This is a genomic window from Halonatronomonas betaini (assembly GCF_015666175.1).
GTDB lineage: Bacteria > Bacillota > Halanaerobiia > Halanaerobiales > Halarsenatibacteraceae > Halonatronomonas > Halonatronomonas betaini.
This window is the reverse complement of the sequence record NZ_JADPIE010000007.1, coordinates 196,172-217,187: the sequence shown is the minus strand read 5'-3', so window position 1 is coordinate 217,187 and position 21,016 is coordinate 196,172. Positions and strand designations below refer to the sequence as shown.

The 21,016-nt window shown below is 35.4% G+C and carries 12 protein-coding genes; 4 read left to right on the top strand and 8 right to left on the bottom strand.

Annotated features, from left to right (window positions below; all coding sequences use genetic code 11):
• Positions 1–235 precede the first annotated feature (235 nt).
• The 4 genes from I0Q91_RS12420 to I0Q91_RS12405 all read left to right on the top strand — a co-directional run bounded on the left by I0Q91_RS12420 (position 236) and on the right by I0Q91_RS12405 (position 6,897).
• Positions 236–1,366: a hypothetical protein gene (locus I0Q91_RS12420; RefSeq protein WP_270454915.1), complete on the top strand. Its 1,131-nt coding sequence runs from the start codon at positions 236–238 to the stop codon at positions 1,364–1,366.
• A 305-nt stretch (positions 1,367–1,671) separates the two neighbouring features.
• On the top strand, positions 1,672–3,204 hold the full coding sequence (locus tag I0Q91_RS12415; protein ID WP_270454914.1) for a hypothetical protein: 1,533 nt from the start codon (positions 1,672–1,674) through the stop codon (positions 3,202–3,204).
• Between the two features lie 271 nt (positions 3,205–3,475).
• The gene (locus tag I0Q91_RS12410; RefSeq protein WP_270454913.1) at positions 3,476–5,032 is read left to right on the top strand and encodes a hypothetical protein; all 1,557 of its coding nucleotides are present in this window, start codon (positions 3,476–3,478) and stop codon (positions 5,030–5,032) included.
• Between the two features lie 290 nt (positions 5,033–5,322).
• Entirely contained in the window at positions 5,323–6,897 is a 1,575-nt protein-coding gene (locus tag I0Q91_RS12405; protein WP_270454912.1) for a hypothetical protein, read from the top strand.
• A gap of 80 nt (positions 6,898–6,977) precedes the next feature.
• Here the strand turns inward: I0Q91_RS12405 and I0Q91_RS12400 are convergent, their stop codons facing one another.
• From I0Q91_RS12400 to I0Q91_RS12365, 8 genes are all read right to left on the bottom strand, one after another.
• Entirely contained in the window at positions 6,978–7,574 is a 597-nt protein-coding gene (locus I0Q91_RS12400; protein WP_270454911.1) for a DUF5610 domain-containing protein, read from the bottom strand.
• Positions 7,575–7,787: 213 nt separating this feature from the next.
• Positions 7,788–9,194 carry a sensor domain-containing diguanylate cyclase/phosphohydrolase gene (locus tag I0Q91_RS12395; RefSeq protein ID WP_270454910.1) on the bottom strand — a complete coding sequence of 469 codons (1,407 nt, stop codon included), beginning with the start codon at positions 9,192–9,194 and terminating at the stop codon, positions 7,788–7,790.
• Positions 9,195–9,295: 101 nt separating this feature from the next.
• Entirely contained in the window at positions 9,296–10,972 is a 1,677-nt protein-coding gene (locus tag I0Q91_RS12390; RefSeq protein WP_270454909.1) for a putative bifunctional diguanylate cyclase/phosphodiesterase, read from the bottom strand.
• 155 nt (positions 10,973–11,127) lie between these two features.
• Complete coding sequence (locus tag I0Q91_RS12385; protein ID WP_270454908.1) at positions 11,128–13,113, bottom strand: methyl-accepting chemotaxis protein; 1,986 nt, start codon at positions 13,111–13,113, stop codon at positions 11,128–11,130.
• A 165-nt stretch (positions 13,114–13,278) separates the two neighbouring features.
• The gene (locus I0Q91_RS12380) at positions 13,279–15,477 is read right to left on the bottom strand and encodes a methyl-accepting chemotaxis protein (protein WP_270454907.1); all 2,199 of its coding nucleotides are present in this window, start codon (positions 15,475–15,477) and stop codon (positions 13,279–13,281) included.
• Positions 15,478–15,538: 61 nt separating this feature from the next.
• On the bottom strand, positions 15,539–17,794 hold the full coding sequence (locus I0Q91_RS12375; RefSeq protein ID WP_270454906.1) for a diguanylate cyclase domain-containing protein: 2,256 nt from the start codon (positions 17,792–17,794) through the stop codon (positions 15,539–15,541).
• A gap of 533 nt (positions 17,795–18,327) precedes the next feature.
• Complete coding sequence (locus tag I0Q91_RS12370) at positions 18,328–19,689, bottom strand: MATE family efflux transporter (RefSeq protein ID WP_270454905.1); 1,362 nt, start codon at positions 19,687–19,689, stop codon at positions 18,328–18,330.
• A gap of 352 nt (positions 19,690–20,041) precedes the next feature.
• A complete protein-coding gene (locus tag I0Q91_RS12365; protein ID WP_270454904.1) occupies positions 20,042–20,983 on the bottom strand; it encodes a hypothetical protein in 942 nt (313 codons plus the stop codon).
• Positions 20,984–21,016: the final 33 nt, after the last annotated feature.

Genomic DNA, 21,016 nt, shown 5'->3' with positions numbered 1-21,016 from the left:
GAAAAAAGCTAAAACTGGCTTTATTGCTTAACTTTATTACTGACTGAGGAATTTACACACAAATATGGACTTGACTCCTGTTATCCTGAAATCATTTTAAACTAATATTAAAAGCAAACTGATTGTATCATGATTATAGCTTCAAAAGTAATTGTAATAACAATTCAACGTCCTACTATTATTAAACCTGATATATTATGATTAATGCATACTAAGAAATGGGAGGGAAAATTAAATGAAAAAAAGAAGTTTGAAATTTGTTGGGCTATTTGTCTTTATTCTAGTTTTTACATTTACAATGGCAGCATGCGACATGGTCGGTAATAGTGCTGTTGAGGATACTGCTGGTGATGTTGCTGATAGTTCAGAGACAGGTGAATTGGAAATCGTGATGAGTAGCATAGACATGGAGGAAGAAGTTGGAGCCCAGAGTTTACTGTTTAATAGGTTTCAAGATTTTGAATTAGAATTTTATATTCAATATCAGCCAGATTCATCTGTAAACCATACAGAAACAATTAGTTTAGACGATGCAGATATTCTAGAAGATAATCTCGGTGATGATGGTTACTCAGTAACCTTCACAGCTCTAAGAGAGTCCAACTGGAATGTAGAAGTTACCTTAACTGGTTACAATGTTAATACTGAAGAAAGAGTAACTATTGCAACTGGTGACACTGAAGCTATGGTTATTGCTGGTCAGAAAAGAGATGTCAGGTTAGAGATCCAGCAAGTAACTGGTGGCTTAGATATAACTGTAGATCAGTTCCCATCTGAAGAAACCGGTGGAGAACTAATTGAAGAAGTAAATATTCAATTATTTGATTTAGAAGGCGAACTAATCGAAGAAATGGATTTTGATTATGATGTAGATAACCAAAATCTACTAGCAGAAGACCTATTTCCTGCTTATTATACAATTCAAATATCCTGGGAAGGACATGGTACTGTAGAAGAAGAAATACAGGCTAGAGTAGTTCCAGGTAAAGTTACAGAGGTCCCAATCTCTCTATTTGGCTCTCAGCTTACTGTTGGTGTTGACTGGACAGCAGAACCTGCCTCACCCGAAAACGTCCAGGTAGAGCAGAATGACGAAGGATTCTTAATCTCCTGGGATGCAGTAGACAATGCAGACTCATATAATGTGCTTCGCAAAAGAACTCCTTATACTCACGCTCATTTCGCAAAAGTCGGCGAAATAGTTGATACAGGCGAAGGTAATTATGAATTTCAGTATGATGTAGAAAAGCCAGAACTATTTGATATTGCAGACTTTGAATTCCAGATAGTCTCTGTAAGAGAACATCCTGATAAAGATTATGACCTAACAAGTGAACCTGCCAATGGAGAATTCATGGTAGATTAAAACGATTATAACAGAATTAGAGTTGAATAAATATTATGAATTAGTAAGTGAGCCCTCCCCTCCATGGGAGGGTTTTTTATTTAAAATATTCTTCTGCTGTGAAAATGACTTTAAGATACCAAAATAACCAGTTCCAGAGAACTGTCGTTATCCTGAAATCATTTTTAGCTAAGATTAAAAAAACAGACTAATTGTATAGTGATTAAACCTTAAAAAATATTTTCAATATCAATTCAGAGTACTATGATTATAACATCCAGCATAATATGATTAAGACATACTATAGAAACGGGAGGATGGTAAAAATGACAAGAAGAAAATTTAAAGTTGTTGGGCTATTTGTGTTTGTTCTAGTTTTTGCATTTACAATGGCAGCCTGTGACATGGTGGGGAATAATGCAGTTGAGGATACTGCCCGCAACGTTGCTGAAAGTTCAGAGACCGGTGAATTAGAAATCGTAATGAGTGGGATAAACATGGAGGAAGAAGTCGGAGCTCAGAGTTTACTATTTAATAGATTTGAAGATTTTCAGTTAGAATTTTATATTGAATATCAGAATGATGATACAGTAAACTTTACAGAAACCATTAGTATAGACAATGCAGACATTCTAGAAGATAATCTCGGTGATATCTCAGTAACTTTCACCGCTTTAAGAGAGTCAAACTATGATGTAAAAGTTACTTTAACTGGTTTCAATACTGGTTCTGAACAGAGGGTAACTATTGCAGAAGGTACCACCGAAGCTATGGTTATTGCTGGTATGAAAAGAGATGTTAGATTAGAGATCCAGCAGGTAACTGGTGGATTAGATATAACTGTAGATCAGTTCCCATCTGAAGCAACCGGTGGAACACTAATCGAAGATGTAAATGTTGAGTTGCTTGGTTTAGAAGGCGAATCACTTGGAGAAATGGATTTTGAATATGGTGTAGAGGACCAGAATCTTCTAATAGAAGGTCTCTTCCCTGCTTATTATACAATGGTCATATCATGGGAAGGACATGGTTCTGTGAGAGAAGAAGTTCAAGTTAGAGTAGTTCCAGGTAAAGTTACAGAAGTTCCAATAACTCTATTTGGTTCACAGCTTACTGTTGGTGTTGACTGGATGGCAGAACCTGCCTCCCCTGCAAACGTTCGGGTAGAGCAAAATGAAGAAGGATTCTTAATTTCCTGGGACGCAGTAGAGAATGCCGATAGATATAATGTACTCCGTAAAAGAACTCCTTATTATCACGCTCATTTTGCAAAAGTTGGCGAAGTAGAGCATACAAGTTCAGGCAGACATGAATTCCAATATGAAGTATTAAAGCCAGAACTATTTGATATTGCAGCTTATGACTTCCAGGTTGTCTCTGTTAGAGAACATCCGGGTAAAGATTATGACCTAACAAGTGATCCTGCCAGTCCAGCTCTCTTCGAACTTGATAGAGCCACAGCCTGGGGTGGAGACACTGCTGGTGAATTTGGTGAAGGCTGGTGGTATTACTATGATACTGAAGGTCCTGCCGTACAAACCATCTGGGTCAATCTAGAAACAGAAATGGGAACAATAGAAGTTATTGATAATGGAAATGGTTATATTACAGTTGAAATGGTCATAGATAAAGATAATTGGACTCTGCAGGTAGATGACGTTGATGAAGTTGTAAAAGTCCAGGGATTTGCAGAAGGCAATCTGCCTAATCTCAGACCTGAACCTGCATTTTTCGATCATCAATTTGATTATGATCAATTGAATATAGAAGGCAATGTAGTTACTATTGAAGTACCAACCGATTATTTTAGATATTTCGGAATCAAGCTAGATGTTATGGGCATTATCTATGGTGCTTAATTAATAAGCCCGGTAATATTTAAATCTATTACCATAACCTCCCCTGATATAGGGGAGGTTTTTTTATTTAATTAAACATCTATTCTAGAAATATTCCAGAAAACTGCCTGTTATCTTATAATCATTTTTATCCAACTGTAAATCTTCACCGTGATTATATCGTGATTATACCTTCAAAAAAAATTAAAAATGTCAATGTGGCAAACTATTATTATTAAAATCGATATATTATGATATAAATATACTACAGCAAAGGGGAGGATGATAAAAGATGGGGAAAAGAAAACTAAAAATTGTTGGGTTGTTTGTATTTGTTATGGTTTTTGCATTTACAATGGCTGCCTGTGATATGGTAAGTAATACTGCTGTCGAGGATACTGCCCAAAACGTCGCTGAAAGTTCAGAAACAGGAGATTTATTAGTCGAGGTAAGTGGAATTGAAATGAGAGAAGAAGTTGGGGCTCAAAGTGTGCATTTTAGTAGGTTCACAGATTTTAAACTCGAATTTCAGGTTGAACATCAAGATGATCCAACTATAAAGTATAATAAAACTATTAATTTAAATAATGACGATATACTAAAAGATAATTTAGGTAATCCTAATGGTGATTACTCAGCGATATTCACTGCCCTAAAAGAAGGTAAATATAATGTAAGTTCTGCTTTAAAAGGTACCAATATCAATAGTGGTGAAGAAGTAATTATTGCATCTAAAGAAAATTATGAAGCTTTTTGTGTTGCAGGCATGAAGGTGGTTGCTAGATTTGAAATTCAACAAACAACTGGTGATCTAAATATAACAGTGGATCAATTCCCATCTGAAGAAACAGGTGGAGAACTAATCGAAGAAGTAAAAGTTAAATTATTGGATTTAGATAATGAAACAGTATTAAGAGAAATGGATTTTAATTATAATGTAGAAGACCAAAATCTTCTAGTGGAAGACCTTTATCCTGTTTATTACACAATAGTTATCTCCTGGGAAGGTCATGGTTCAGTAGAAGAAGAAATCCAGGCTAGAGTAATCCCAGGTAAAATCACAAACGTTCCAATCACTCTATATGGTTCTCAACTAATTGTAGATATTGACTGGAAGGCAGAACCTGCCTCACCTACAAATGTTCGGGTATTCCAAAATGAAGAAGGATTTCTAATCTCCTGGGATGCCGTAGGAAATGCAGATTCATATAATGTACTCCGAAAAAGAACTCCATATTATCACGCTCATTTTAAAGAAGTTGGCAAGGTAGAGCATACAGGTCCAGGTAGACACCAATTCCAATATAAAGTATTAAAACCAGAACTATTTGATATAGCAGCCTATAACTTCCAGGTTGTCGCTGTAAGAGAGCATCCTGATAAAGATTATGACCTTACAAGTGATCCTGCCAGTCCAGCTCTATTCGAACTCGATCGAGCCACAGCCTGGGGTGGAGACACTGCTGGTGAATTTGGTGATGGCTGGTGGTATTACTATGACACCGAAGGTCCTGCCGAACAAACTATCTATGTCAATCTAGCAGTAGAAATGGGAACAGTAGAAGTTATTGAAAATCCAGATAATCCTAATTATATCACACTCAAAATGACTATCGATCATGTTAATTGGTCACTACAAACAGATAAAACTGATGAAGTTGTAAAAGTCCAGGGATTTACTGAAGACAATCTACCTGATATGAGACCTCAACCTGCATTTTTTGACTACCAATATGATTTTGATGAGTTAAATGTAGATGGAGATATAATTACTATCGATGTTCCTGCCGTAAATTATAGATTTTATGGGATCAAGCTGGATGTTATGGGAATAATCTATGGAGCTTAATGAATAGCACCAGCAACAGTTAATCTGTTATCAAACCCTCCTCTGCTGTCGGGGAGGGTTTTTATTTAATATATTCTTTTTCTGTTGATATGTCATTATAATACCAAAATAATCATTTACAAAAAACTAACTGTTATCCTAAAATCATTTTCAGCTAAATTAAAATATTACTGTTATTATGATGTGATTATAGCTTTAAAAATATTTTCAATATCAATTCATCATACTAACATTATCAAACACGATATATTATTATAATTGTATACTATAGAAATAGGAGGGAAAACAAAATGAAAAAAAGAAAGTTGAAAGTTGTTGGTCTATTTGTGTTTGTTCTAGTTTTTGCATTTACAATGGCTGCCTGTGACATGGTAGGGAATAATGCCGTCGAGGATACTGCCCGAAACGTCGCTGATAGTTCAGAAACAGGTGAATTGGAAGTTGTAATGAGTGGAATAAACATGGAGGAAGAAGTTGGAGCCCAGAGTTTACTATTTAATAGGTTTGAAGATTTTCAATTAGAATTTTATATTGAATATCAGATTGATGGTACAAGCTATACAGAAACAATTGATTTAGACGATGAAGATATATTAGAAGATAATCTCGGTGATAATGGTTACTCAGTAACTTTCACAGCTTTAAGAGAGTCAAACTATGATGTAAAAGTTACTTTAACTGGGTACAATACCGGTTCTGAACAGAGGGTAACTATTGCAGAAGGTACCACCGAAGCTATGGTTATTGCTGGTCAGAAAAGAGATGTCAGTCTAGAGATCCAGCAGGCAAATGGTGGATTAGATATAACTGTAGATCAGTTTCCATCTGAAGCTACCGGTGGAGAAAGAATAGACGATGTAAATATTAAAGTATTGGATCTAGACGGAGAACCAATACCTGGTGCGGAAAAAGATTTTAATTATGATGTAGAAGATCAGAATCTTTTAGTAGAAGGTCTTTTCCCTGCATACTATACAATAGTTATATCCTGGGAAGGTCATGGTTCTGTGAGAGAAGAAATACAGGCTAGAGTAGTTCCAGGTAAAGTTACAGATGTACCAATAACTCTATATGGTTCTCAGCTTACTGTTGGTGTTGACTGGATGGCAGAACCTGCCTCCCCTACAAACGTCCAGATAGTTCAGAATAACGATGGCTTCTTAATCTCCTGGGACGGAGTAGAAAATGCTGACAGATATAATGTGCTCCGCAAAAGAACTCCTTATTATCACTCTCATTTTGCAAAAATTGGCGAAGTAGAGCATACAGCTGAAGGCGAAAGACACGAATTGCAATATATTGTAGAAAAAGACGAACTATATGATATTGCTGACTATGAATTCCAGGTTGTCTCTGTAAGAGAACATCCTGAAAAAGATTATGACCTAACAAGTGAACCTACCAATGGAGAATTCACTCCTGATAACGGTGATCCTTTAGATCCTGATAACGGATTTGAAGTTGGTGATTTTGTAGAAGAGACAGCATTTGGTGGAGACACCTGGGGTGGCGGTTCACGCTGGTGGTATTACTTTGACACCGCTGGTCCTTCCGTACAAAATATCTATGCCGGCCGAAATATAAATATAGGAACAGTAGAAATATCTGAACCTGTTGATGGTGAAGTTACAATTACACTAAATCTCAAAGATAACTGGGACCTACAACAAGATGAAGAAGAAGCTGTAAAAATAAAGGGATATGCAACAGCAGATCTACCTGAAAAATTGACTGGAGTTGGAATTGGAAACGTATTCGACACTTATCAAGGTACTGATTTGACTATTACTGTTCCAGCTTATGATATTTTTATAATTCACCTCGATGTTGAGGGAACAATTGAGAGCGAAGATTTACCAGCATAATGAATAACCAGTAATAGTTAGATCTATTATAGCGCCCTCCCCTGTTCCGGGGAGGGTTTTTTTATGCATCGTTACCGCTATTATGCAACTTCTCCACCATTGGCCCAGTTATCAATTTTATCCATGACAAGATCATAGGTTATATCTGAGATCTCTGGAAGGCTGCCTCCTAAAAGTTCTCTGGCTTCATTAAAACCTTTCTCAATGGCATCTTTTAAGAGATCATATTTTTCAGTATCGCCACCGGAGATTGCTTTAGCGAAATTTACAATCCTGTCGCTAACGGCTTCCGGGCTAAATTTCCCGCCTTCTGAGATCAATTCATTAGCTTCAACAACTGCCTGCTCATCAACCTCTACTTTTTCTGATGATTCAAGAGCCTCGTTAAAAGTCATACCCTGCCGGGCCAGAAGTTCCTTAACCATTGCCTTGAGACGGCTATTAGCGTCATCTGCAGCCTTTTTCACCTCGGCCAGGGCTTCCTGATCTATCTTAGTGGCCGGCTTATCATAAGTTGTATTTTTAATATTGCGCTTGCCAGGAGTATATTTATCTCTATCAACATCAATTACATTGCCTTTACCATGGGCTTTATCAGCTCTATCGACTTCATTTTTACCAGCAGACTTATTTCCAGTTTCCACAGGATTTACTCCTGGAATTTTATCAATCTTCATCTGCGCCACCTTCTTTTTTATTATTTATGATCCTATTAATTCTAGATTATCTCTATATTTATTATCGATCGATAATAAATATTATTAAAGGCTGGATTTTATCTTTAAAGCAGATTAAAGATCATTAGCTAGATAATACTCACTATTAATGATTAATAGTACTCCTCTTATTAAATCTATAGTGCTCATTTTAAAATCAAATAATTAAAGTGATTATCTAAATAACTCTACAAATTCTTCTGCAATTTCAGGGTCAAACTGGCTACCGGCACAATCTTCTATTTCCTGGAGTGCTTCCTCTTTAGACATGCCCTGCTGATAAGGGCGGCCACTAAGCATGACATCATAGGCATCTACTATTGTTATTATTCGGGCAAGATAAGGAATATCTTGACCCGCCAGTCCTCTGGGATAACCTTTTCCATCCCAACGTTCATGGTGAGAGAGAATTTCCTCGGCAATGACTGCAAACTCACTGGTAGCTGAAGCTATCTTATAACCCCGGGCTGGATGACCTTCAATCATCTTCCATTCTTCTTTTGTCAGTGGACCTGGCTTATTTAAAACTTCCTCTGGAATAGAAGTCTTACCAATATCATGAAGGGTTGCCAGGAGAGAAAGTCGATTAAGCTGAGAATTATGAACTCCCAACTTCTCTCCAATCTTTCTGGCCAACTGGGTCATCCGTTCTGTATGTTCAACAGTCTCATCACTTTTAGCAGATAAAGCCCCTAAAAGCCCTGAAACCATCTTATGATTGGCGCTTCTAGTTTCAAGTAGCTTATTATGATTCATCTCCCTATCAGCTTTCTCAAAAATAAGGTTAATATCCTGTTCAGAATCAGTCATTGTAGCTATACCCATCCCCAATGAAACAGGGAACTCATCTGATTCAGTTGCTTTACAGGCTGTTTTAATATCATCAAAAATTCTGTGGGCCTCCTGATTATCAGTCTCAGGTAAAAGAATGACAAATTCATCGCCGCCAAAGCGGGCTACTGTTGCTTTTTCAGGTGTTTCTTCCTCTAAAATATTAGCAGCCTTGACCAAAACTTTATCGCCAGTCGTATGACCATAGCTGTTATTTACAATTTTTAAACCATTGAGATCTGCCATGATAAGGCTGACTGGCAAGATTGCCTCATTAATAGTTTCCAGCTTTTCTTCAAAATATCGGCGATTATAGAGTCCTGTTAAAACATCATGATAGCTTAAATATAGTATTCTATTTTCTTTATTTTTACGATCTGTAATGTCTCGAACAAAGGCAATCATGTACTCCTGACCATTATTACCGACCTTGCCGGCATCTATCTCCACAGGTATAGGTTCTCCATCTTTGCCTACATGCTCAACCTGAAAGCTAACAGATTCGCCAACATTACAATCTTCCCAGCTATCATAGATATTCTGCCGATCGTATTTAGGAACATCAACATCTGGATGGAGATCAAAGACCTTCATATCAGTGATTTCTTCCCAGGTATAGCCAGTCTCTTCAAGGGCCCGTTCGTTTACATCAATAATATTACCCCTTAAATCATGGAGATAGATCATATCATAAACACTATCTATAATTATTTTATAAAAACTATCTAAAATCCTCTGACTATCTGCCAATTTAGTACCCTCCCCCGATACTTCAAAACAATTTATAAACTTTCCCTTAATAATTATTCTTCTCGTTAATCCTATTTATTCCTGCATAATTTGAAATATATTTAATAATTATGATGCCAGTCAATAAAATCAGCTATAACTAAAGGTTCCGTAATATAAAAACCCTGAATATAATCACATTTAAGGGAATTAAGCTCTGTTATAGTTTGCTCTGTTTCGACACCTTCTGCTACTACCTGACAGCCAATTATATGGCCTAACTTTATTGCAGCAGAAACAATTTCCTTACTTTTAGGTTTTTGATAAATATCCTTAATAAATATTTGATCAACTTTTAAGCTATTAAATGGTAATTCTTTTAAATAAGAAAGTGATGAATAACCTGTACCAAAATCATCCAGAGAAATATTAAAGCCAGCCTGACTTAACTCTGAAAGTTTTATTGCAGCGGTATCAATATCCTGCATGATATCTGTTTCAGTAAGTTCTAAATCAAAATCTGCAGGTCTAAGATCATGGTTTGAAATGATCTTAAACAAATTGTCAATAAAATTATTATCCAATAGGTTTCTTGGAGTTATATTTATTGAAATATTGATATCGATACCAGCTTCTTTTAGTTGATTTAATTCCTGACAGGATTTTTTTACAACCCAATATGTTAAATCATTGATAAGAGCTGTCTTTTCTACTTGAGGAATAAATAATCCTGGCGATATCTGGCCTTTTTCAGGATGATTCCAGCGTATTAGTGCCTCAGCTCCAATAATCTCATTGTTTTTCAAATCTAATTTAGGCAGATATTTAAGGAAAAAATCATCATTCTGGATAGAGTCTTTTATCTCACCTAATAATATTAAGTTATTTTCTTCTTTCTCTCTATAATCATTCTTATACTCTATTAAAGTCTGATTTGAATCCCTGGCTTCTTTCAATGCTAAATAGACATTCTGGAATAGTTCTTCTGGATTTAACTTATTTTCTATTGAAGTAACTGAAAAATATGTTTCAAGATATACTGGTAAATCATTAAACTCAAATGATTGATTAAATTCATTTTCTAGAAGTTTAATTAAATCTATTAAAGAATTATTGTGAGAGTCTTCATTATAAATAACAACAAAATTTTCATTGTAGATATTATAAACATTGTTCACCTGGTTAAAATTACCTTTAATTTTTCCTGCTATAGCCTGATTAAACTCAACTGTTTTACCATGACCGAAATTATTAATAGCCTCAGAATAATTTTTTATATTTATTAAAACTAATTTATAGTCAGTAATTTCATCTTCCTGCTGAATCTCTTTAAGTTTATTAAATAAAAATAATTTATTTGGCAACCCAGATGAAGGATCATGATATGATGACTCTTCTAATTTATTAAATTGATAATGAAGAATTTCAAAGGTAACGCCAGCAATCATACCTTCCGCCATAAAAAAACTTGTTCTTAAAAGCCAGCCAACTCTGGCTCTTAGTAAATCCAGCCCAAAATCTATTGGAATTATTGGGGCAAAAATCATTCCAGCAATAAAGCCAGCTATTACGCCTCCCTTTGATCTAAAAATAATAGCAGATAAAATAATTGGCAAATGCATGCTATGCATATAAATATAACTATCAGAATAATATCTCCCGATTAAATATATTCCGCCTGCTGAAATCAGAAATATTAAAATGATAATTGCTAAGCTATAAGTTTTTGTTTTTCTACCTGGATCTCTCCATTTTGTTACCAGCCAGTGAGTATAAAACGATAAATCCTTTACCAACATATAAAAAATCTCTCCCTAATTTAATTGTTACATAAAATTTAACTTAAACTTTTAACTTTTTAAGACAATAAAACAATAATTTTTATCTCATTTTAAAATTAAAGTTAATTACTTAGCAGTTATCAATATGAATGCCTGGCTGGCAGTTTCTCTCTTTAGATCTCGAATTTATTAATAGTTTCCTCTAATTCTTCAGACATTCTTGATAATTCTTCGGCAAAAGAGATAATTTCTTCAGTTGAAGCGATCTGTTCCTCGCTGGAAGCTGCAACTTCTTCTGCATTACTGGCTGCCTCTTCACTAACTTTTGAAATATCACCGACAGCTGTTTCTAACTGCACACTATTTTGATCCATATCCCTGGCCTCTTCTGTGACTTTTTCAATTAATTGATCAAGCTCAAAAACAGCCTTTTTAATATCATTAAAGACTTCACCAGTCTCCTTGATGGCACTGACGCTGGATTCCACAGTCCCGACACTAGCATCCATCTTATCATTAGCTTTCTCAGCATTCTCCTGGATATCAACTATTAGATTATTAATCTTTTCAGTGGCTGATGCTGATTCTTCTGCTAGCTGGCGAATTTCTTCAGCAACAACACTAAAACCACGGCCAGCTTCACCTGCTCTGGCAGCCTCAATTGCAGCATTTAGAGCAAGCAAATTAGTTTGACTGGCTATACTACTTATGATTTCAATTATATCGCCAATCTCATTACTTGTTTCTCCTAAATCATTTATAATTTCAGCTACTTCGCCTGCATCTGACTTCACATTATTTACTGATTCAACTGAATTATCAACAGAGTTGCTCCCTTTCTCAACATTTTCAACCACTTTATCGGCTTTAGCAGACATGTTTTCTGCCATATCACCTGTTCTACTAATCTGATTACTCAAGTCTGTAAAGATTGTCTCCATTTCATCGATCTGGGCCGACTGCTCTTCAGCACCTGAGGCCACATTTTGAATGGCAGTTGCAACCTCTTCAGCTGATCTTTCAACCTGGGCACCAGCTTCAGCCTGGCCTCTACTGGTTGATGATAAGTTCTCAGCTGCCTTTTGAACAGGTCTAACAGTATCCTGTAAATTTTCGACCATCTTATTAATTGCAGTTAATAACTGGCCAATTTCATCCTCTTTTTGAACATTAAAATCAGTTAAATTAACCCGTTCTGTTAAGTTACCTCCGGCAATTTTTTGAGCCAGATTATTAACAGATATTATTGGATTGACAATCATTCTGGCAATAAGATAACTGACTATGATCCCTAAAAGGATTGCAATTAAACCGGTTGCGAAACTGCTATTTCTGATAATATCAAGAGGTGCAAATAAATTTGCCTGGCTGGCGGTTAAAAATACAGTCCAGTCAGTGTTATCCACAGTTGCATATGCTAAATCCCAGTCTTCATTTTCAAATTGATATGTACCATAACCTTCTGATTCCTGGAAACTTTCACTTACAAGATTATAAAATTCGTCTCCAAGATCGGAATAAATATCCTGGTTGCCAAGATAGTCAGCTTCAGGGTGGGCAATTATATTCTGATTCTGATCAACTATCATTCCGTAACCATGGCCACTGATATCCATATTTGCAGTTAATTCACGAAGAATATCAAGGGCAACGACGCCACCAACGATTCCGACAAATTCATCATCATTAAAAACCGGGCTAGCAATAATAGTTATTGGTCTGCCAGTCTCAAAACTTTCTGTTGGTTCAGAGAATACCTGTTCTTTATCAGCAGTTACTGACTGAAAATATGACTGATCGCTGACATTGGTTTCATATTGATTGGTATCTCTCATTGTACCGTCTGGTTCAACAACAAAGAGTGATTCAATTTGGTCATCATCCCTGGCCATTTCCAGGAGATCATCATATTGTCTATCCCAGTCCATACTCTTGATGCTATCCAAGTATGATAGATTCTGTATGATTTTTCCCTTTTCTTCAGACCAGAGGTTTATGGTTTCAACTGACCTTCTGGCACTATTTAAAGCTTCGGATCTTAGAGTGTCATCTAAAATATCTCTAGACTGTCTAAATGAATAAAATGAACTTCCAGCAATTAATAATAAAATAAGAAGACCAATAAAAACAACAAGTCTTGTCTTAATACTTTTAAACATCGAATTCCCCCAAAATTATATATGTAATTAAATAGTAAACCGTTGCTATTATAACATATATTACAAATACTATCCAGAGTTCTACTGTAATCTGATTAACTTAAATAAACTCACCAGGGACTAGCCTGGTGAGCTTTTTTATTATCATATTTTTTATAAATAGTTTTAATTGTCATTTAGTTTAAATTGTTCGGTTATGTCCTGGAGTCTGACTGCCATTTCAGCTAGTTCTTCAGATACTTTAACAACTTCCTGGGTTGAAGCAGACTGTTCCTGGCTAGATGCTGAAACTTCTTCAGTATGAGCTGAAGATTCCCGGCTAACTTCTGCGATTTCATTCATAGCTGCTTTTACATCTGTACTATATTGTGACATCTCTGCAGCATTGCCGACTACTTCAGTAATAAGATCAGTTAGTCTATTGACAACCTCGTCTATCTCGGCAAAACTCTTTTCAGTTGTCTCGATAGCTGAGGCGCTTTCCATAACTGCTTTTTCTGACTGGTTCATAACCTCTGTTGTCGCACTGACTTTATTCTGAATCTGTTTGATTAGATCATCTATTTCATTGGTTGCTTTAGATGACTCTTCTGCTAGCTCTCTAATCTCTTCTGCAACAACACTGAAACCTCTACCGGCTTCACCAGCTCTAGCTGCCTCAATTGCAGCATTTAAAGCCAGGAGATTGGTCTGTTCAGCGATGTTATTGATCATACTAACTATTTCACCGATCTGATCTGAAAGATCGCTTAACTCATCAACCATGGCTGTAGCTTCTTTTTGATCATTAACAACCTTTTGCACCTGGTTGCTGGTAATATTAACAGCCTGATTGCCCTCTGCTATTTCCTGGTTGGCTTTTTCAGCCTGCTCACCCATAATATTAGCTTTCTCACTGACAGAGTCGATCTGATTATTGAGATCTTCCATCATTTCTGTTGTCTGGTCTACCTGGGCAGCCTGTTCTTCAGCTCCTGAGGCAACCTCTTCTACGGCCCTGCTAACTTCCTGGGCTGAAGCTGATATTTCTTCACTATTGGCGGATAACTCCTGGCTAGATGCTGATAATTCAGTTGTTGTTGATTGGACCTTGCCGATTGCATTATTAATATTATCAGTAAATTTATTGAACCAGGCACCTAATGTCTGAATTTCATCTGTATTAACTGTTTTGTAAACAATACATTCTTCACAGGAATCATATTCGCCTGAGGAGATCTTTGGACAGTGAATTTCCTGACCAAACTCAGGGGCATAACTACCTACATCAAACCAGCAAACAACTCCGTCTTTAGAATAATCAGGACATTCCTCGCGGCCACAATCCATCATCTCTGAGCAGTTAACTTCCTGGATAGGGAATGATTGGGTTAGATCTCCTAAAGCCATGTCAGCAAATAGACTTTGAAATTTATTTAATGGCTCAAGCTGCTTTTTGATTAATAGGAATGTTAATAAACCTGCAATTAAAATACCTAAGATTGCAATAAAAAGCATATTTCTAGTTACTGCAGAGGCCTGAGCAACAATCTCCTGCCTATCCTGAACTACTTTTATATAACCCATATTTCTGCCCTGAAAATCTTCAAAGGGCTCAAGTAAGATCCTGTAGTTGTTATCTTCTGAAAGAGTAAATACCCTTTCGCCATTTCTAGCCTGTTCAATTTCTGTATCATCTACCTGCCAATCATCTGCTGTTGTAGAGCCGAGCAGGCCATCATCAACTGCATCCCAGGCCACTCCGGCAACATCTTCGAATATATAGATGAAATAATCTCCGGCCATCTCAGCCTGGACAGTATTTAAAAACTCATCATCAAAAGCAGATCCATACTCAACAGTTCCAGTATGGTCACCATCATAAAACATTGGAGTAACTACTCTAAAGCCAAATCCACCTCGGCCTTCTTCTAAACCTAAAACTAATTCTTGATTGCGGTTGGCCTGGTTTACTGTTTCACGGAAATCACTAAGATCATCTCCATAGTTATCAAGACTATGTAATCTTAAAAATGAGGTTGAATCAGGCTCATGGAACTGTATCTGGGCAACATCATCTGAAAGCTCGTTAAAAACAGGTTCTAATCTAACAATTAATTCTGCTCTATCTCTTTCCGCGAAGAGCTCCTGAATCTCAGGATTATTAGAAATGCTTAAAACACTCATTCTAGCTGCATGTAGCTGATCGTTCATCTTGGATTGGAGAAAGTCTCCAACTGCATAAAGACTAGATTCTTCTTCACCCATAACAATATTATCTGTCTGATTGATCGAATAAAAGCTTAATACCCCTGCCAGGATTAGAATAACAACAATTACAGCCAATGAAATCTTACCTTTAATAGATAATCTTTTTAATAACATCTGCTTTCCCCCTTGTTTGTTTTTAGCTATATTAATTAATTGATAAATATATCCCCAATTATTACTTCATCATTTTGATAAATTCATTTGCTAATTCCGGGTCAAATTGACTACCAGCACAGTAACTGATTTCCTCGAGAGCCTCACCTTTATTCATAGGCTGATTATAACTTCTTTTGTTTGTCATAACATCATAGGCATCTATTATTGAAATTATTCTGGCTAATTCAGGAATATCTTTGCCAGCTAATTTCCTCGGATAACCGCTGCCATCCCAGCGCTCATGGTGGGCCAGTATATCTTCTGCTATTATAGAAAACTCTGATGTTGCCGAGGCTATCTTATAGCCCTGCTCTGAATGCTTTTTTATGATCTCCCATTCTCTGTCGCTTAAGCTGCCTGGTTTATTTAAAATTTCTTCAGAGATTGAAGTTTTCCCGATATCATGCATGGTAGCTAATAGCGATAATTTATTTAGTTCAGAGTTAGATAATCCTAGCTTACTGCCGAAATTAAAGGCCAGTCCTGTCATTCTAATAGCATGTTCTTTAGTTTCATCGCTCTTAGCACTTAATGTATTTAAGAGGCCCTGGACTATACTATTCTTGCTGCTTCTACTCTCTAAAAGCTTATTCTGATACATATTGTCATCTGCTTCTTTGAAGATATCATTTATATTCTGTTCAGAACTTTCCTTAGTAGCTGAGCCCAGAGCGATAGATATTGGTAGATCTTCTTTTTGATTTTCTAAAGATATTTTAGCCTGGATTCTTTTAATAATTTTATCTAGCTTATCACTGCTGGTTTTCGGCAATAAAACTGCAAATTCATCGCCACCCTGCCTTGCCAGAATATCCTCGTCTCTCAGGGAATCCTTTAAAATTTCAGCAGCTTTTATTAGTATTTCATCACCCTTTTCATGGCCATAGCTGTCATTGATGATCTTTAATCCATTTAAATCTGCCATGATGATACTTAGCGGTAACTGTCTTTTTGTATCAAGTCTTTTTAGCTCTTCTTCAAAAAAACTTCGGTTATATAGATCAGTTAAACTATCATGAAAGGTTTTATAATTGAGCTTTTGCTGATGATAAACTCTTTCTAAAGCTGCCTGAGTACTTGCAATTAAAATTTCAGCAAACTCAAGGTCTCTCTGGTTAAAAGCAGATTTTTTGTCCGAAACAACCTGGAAAACTCCAACATCCTGCATTGGTATAACAATGCCAGATTTATAGGTGTTTCTAGTTGGTTTTGCCTCAGGATTGTTATCTATATCTGTATTTAAGTAACTTTTATTGTTCTTATAAGCTTTACCTATAATCCCATGATTTATTGGTAAAAAATCGAAATCTATTTTTTCTGAAACTCCTGCTGGAACAAATCTATCGCCTTTGGCCAGGGCGATTCCACATAAATCAAATTTTAAAATACTTTTTGCAGTTTCAATTGTTTTTTTAAAAATTTCTGCTTCATTTTTAAGTTGATTGAACTCAACTGCCACTTTATTGAGTTCTTTTATTATCACTTCATAACTTTTTCTAACTGAGATATCCTTAGCAAAAACAAATTCATATTCGTTACCTTCATATTCAAAGTATTGACTGGTTATCTCCACAGGAAAACTATCTCCGGTTTTTGTGATAAAATTGCTCTCATATGTTAAACTCCCACTAATTTTAATAGCTTTCCAGAACTTATCTCTTGGAATATATTCATCCTCTGGAATAAAGCTATCAACAGATAAATATTCAAGTTTTGCTTCTGAATATCCCAAACTATCAAGGGCAGTTTGATTGGCATATTTTATAATGCCATCAGGTGATACCCTAAATATCAAGATATCTGCATTATCAACAAAGAACTTATTCATTTCCAGCAGCCTTTTTTGCTTAATAGCTTCATCGATAACTTGAATATACTCTTTAGCATTATAGATTTCTTCGTATTTAGCCTGTTCTTCCTGCAAGTTTTTAACAGGTTTAAGGTCTGAGGCTATTTCAATAAAACCATCTAGTTCTTTTGAATTATTAAATACTGGAATTGCTTTCATTTGCCAGATTTGATTATTTACTTTTTTCATTATCCCTTCTTCTGCTGTCTTTGATTTATTGGCTCTGATCACCGGGCAACTATCACATTTATCTTTCCAGCCCCATTTTTCATAACATTTTTGCCCTTTTAGACTGGTTAAATCTTTATCAAAATAGTCGATAGCTGTCTGGTTGGCCCAGATTATTTTTAAATCTTTATCTAAATAAAATACTATTTCTGAGATATTATTTAATGCTCTTTTATGTAGATTATTTTCTCCAATCATTTAAAAACCCCTCAATTCCTAGCTACTTATCAATTTGTATCCTTGTGATATTTATATCGTCAGAATAATTATTATTGTTAACCAGCTTTAGATGTTATTAGATGTCATTAAATAGAATTATCTCTCATATACTCTTTATATTGCAGGTATTACACTATAAATATTTAATTTTCATTCTTTAGTATAATACCAGTCGATAACACTTGCAGCAGAAAAATTTAAATAACAACTAAATAATATATAAAATTCCCTCAGGGAATTAACCCTGAGGGTATTTTAATTCTGTATTATTAAAGACATCTTCTGGCAAATAACTTTTAATAAAATATCTGGCTGACTCTGGACCTTTAAAACTGCTTTAAATAGTTCATCATGGGGTTAATTTCTTATACTTAACTCATCACCTGCATTCTTTATATTCTGGTTGAATTATATCATAATTCTCAAAATATTACATTAGTGCAGCTTGCAAAAACCGCCTATTCTAATGCTATCAGGTTGTTATTAGGTGATTATAGGGCTTATAAGACAGTTTATATTTCTCTTGTTTTCCAGGTTCCTTTCCTAAACCAGACAGAAAGGACTAATACTCCCATAAATTTAGCAATTAAAATTCCCCACCATACCCCGGATTGTTCAAATCCTAAAGTTGTTGATAATAGATAACTTATAGGTAGTTGAAAAACCCAGAGTGAAAGCAGTCTAAAAATAGTCTGCGATAATGATTTGCCTGCTCCATTTAAAGCTCCACTTAGAACAATCTGGGCAGCTAGAAAGGTATATGCAAACCCGGCAATCTGCAGATATTCTGTGCCAACTTTTATAACATCCATATCTCCAGTAAAAACTGCCATTATATTAGGGGATATAAATAATAACACTATTGCTAAGCCAACCATAAATAAAATAGTTATTCCTGCACTCATCCACGAAACCTTACCTGCTTCATCAGGTTGTTCAGCTCCAAGATATTGACCAACCATAACGCTAGTTGCTCTGCCCATACCAAAGGCTGGCATTCTAATAGCCGAAGTGACCCGATTGGCTATACCCCAGGCTGCAACTGTAATCGTTCCAAAGTTAGCCACCAGTGCAGTCATTAATGATAAAGCAATTGCCATTGCAGAATCTCCAAGAGCAGCTGGTGTTCCAATTCTTATAATTCTCTTGATCATTTTAGGTTCTGGCTTTAAATGCCAGAGTTCTAATTTTAACTCTGTTTTATTCCAAAACATTATGTAGATTCCAATTATACCTGCAACCAATCTTGATAACACAGTTGCTAATGCAGCTCCGCCAATCCCTAATTCTGGAAAGAAAAACCAGCCAAAAATCAAAAAGGGATCCAGAACAATATTTAAAATAACTGTAACTAATTTGATCTTCATCGGAGTTATTGTATCTCCAATACCTTCTAAAACCGATGAGAAGATAAAATAAATAAAGATTATCGGAATTCCTGATACATAGATTCTAAAATATTCCAGGGCCAGCGGTAAAACATCCTCTTCTGCTCCAATCAAAAGAAATAGTTCTTCACTAAAATAAATTCCTGCTGCTGTAAATATAATTGAAAGAAATATTGCCAATGTAAATATCTGTCCAGTAGCTTTACTAGCCATTTTAGGCCTGCCTGCTCCTGTATACTGTGAAACTAGAGAAACACCTGCGATTGAAAAGCCTGCGCCGACTGAATAAACCACCAATAATAATGGAAATGCCAGCGACATGGCTGCTAAATATTCTGCGCCTAACCTACCTACCCAAAAAGTATCTGCCAGTTGATACATTAAATGCATACCCTGGCCAATAATAATCGGCCATGAAAGCTTTATCAAAGTAGGTAAAATCGGTTGATCAATTATTTCTTGCTTATTAGTTTTTGCGACTTTCAAGATAACCCTTCTTTCTAATTGATTATATATTTATGTTTTGATAACTATTATATATTAATATCTTTAGTTCTGCAAACTACTCAGGTTATCCTCTCAACAATTAATATTCTTTATCCTTCATTAAGCTCTTCTATTCTCTCAGCTTCTTTGCATTAACTAATAATATCTCCAGTCAGGCTACAAATATGGACTTGACTAAAATATCTCTATAATAAATTTTAAATTAAAAATAGTAAATAATAGATCAATTATTTTAAATCTAGAAAGGAAGCTCCTATTAAGAGCTCCCTGCAATACTTTTAAATATATAATTTAATTAACTAAATCTAATTTCTAGTTAGGACAATTAATTTTAGAAAGTATAACTAATCCCAGTTCTAAATTCTAAACCTGAAAAATCTTCTTCTGTTCCCTCAAAAATTTCTTCGTCATTATCCTGATCAAAAGCAATCTCCATCTCTAACCTTCTATAATAAAAATCTCCAAATACATCAAGATTATTATCAACTGGGACTTCAAATCCAGCCCCAACTTTAAACCCTACAGCACCTTCTAAGGTTAAATCAGCACTAAATTCTTCGTCACTAATTTCTTCTTCATCAATAGGATCTCCGTCACCATCAGTTCCTTCCATTGTGGTTTTATTATAAACACTTAAATTGTATTTACCGTCACCCCAATAATAGCCTCCACCAAGATTCACTGTAAAGTATTCAAGGAAATGACCGATCTCGGTTTCTGTTTCGGTGAATAAAGGGAATTTATAGCTTCCAATAGCACTGTTCACTGTAAGATCAGTGTTAATGCTAATCTCATAATCCTCACTGAACTCTACTTCAGTATAATCTGGATCATCCTCTAATGCCTCTTCTTCAACTTCTATCCATAAATCATAATTTGCATTACCACTTACATTAATATTGAACCTTTCATAACTAATCATAGCGCTATGTCCAGCCTCAGTTTTATTTGCAATGCCAATATAAAAACCTGGAGAACCAATTGGTGATGTAGGACTACTTACATTGCTATTAAATCTATAATTAACATGCTCTGACCCTTCAATATCCCCATCATATAAAAATTCTAAGTTTTCTTCAATGTTCTCATAATTTTCTTCAATGAACTCAAAATATTCCTGATAATCTTCAACAAGTTCAGTCATATTGGTTCTGGTATAAAAAATACCGCCAAAAACTTCATAACCATCAATAACTCCACTAGCTTTTAAATCGATAGACATGAATGTTAAAACCAATAAGATCATTAAACTAATAGATATTATTTTCTTCAATTTCAATGCCCCCTATGTATTTTAATTAAACCT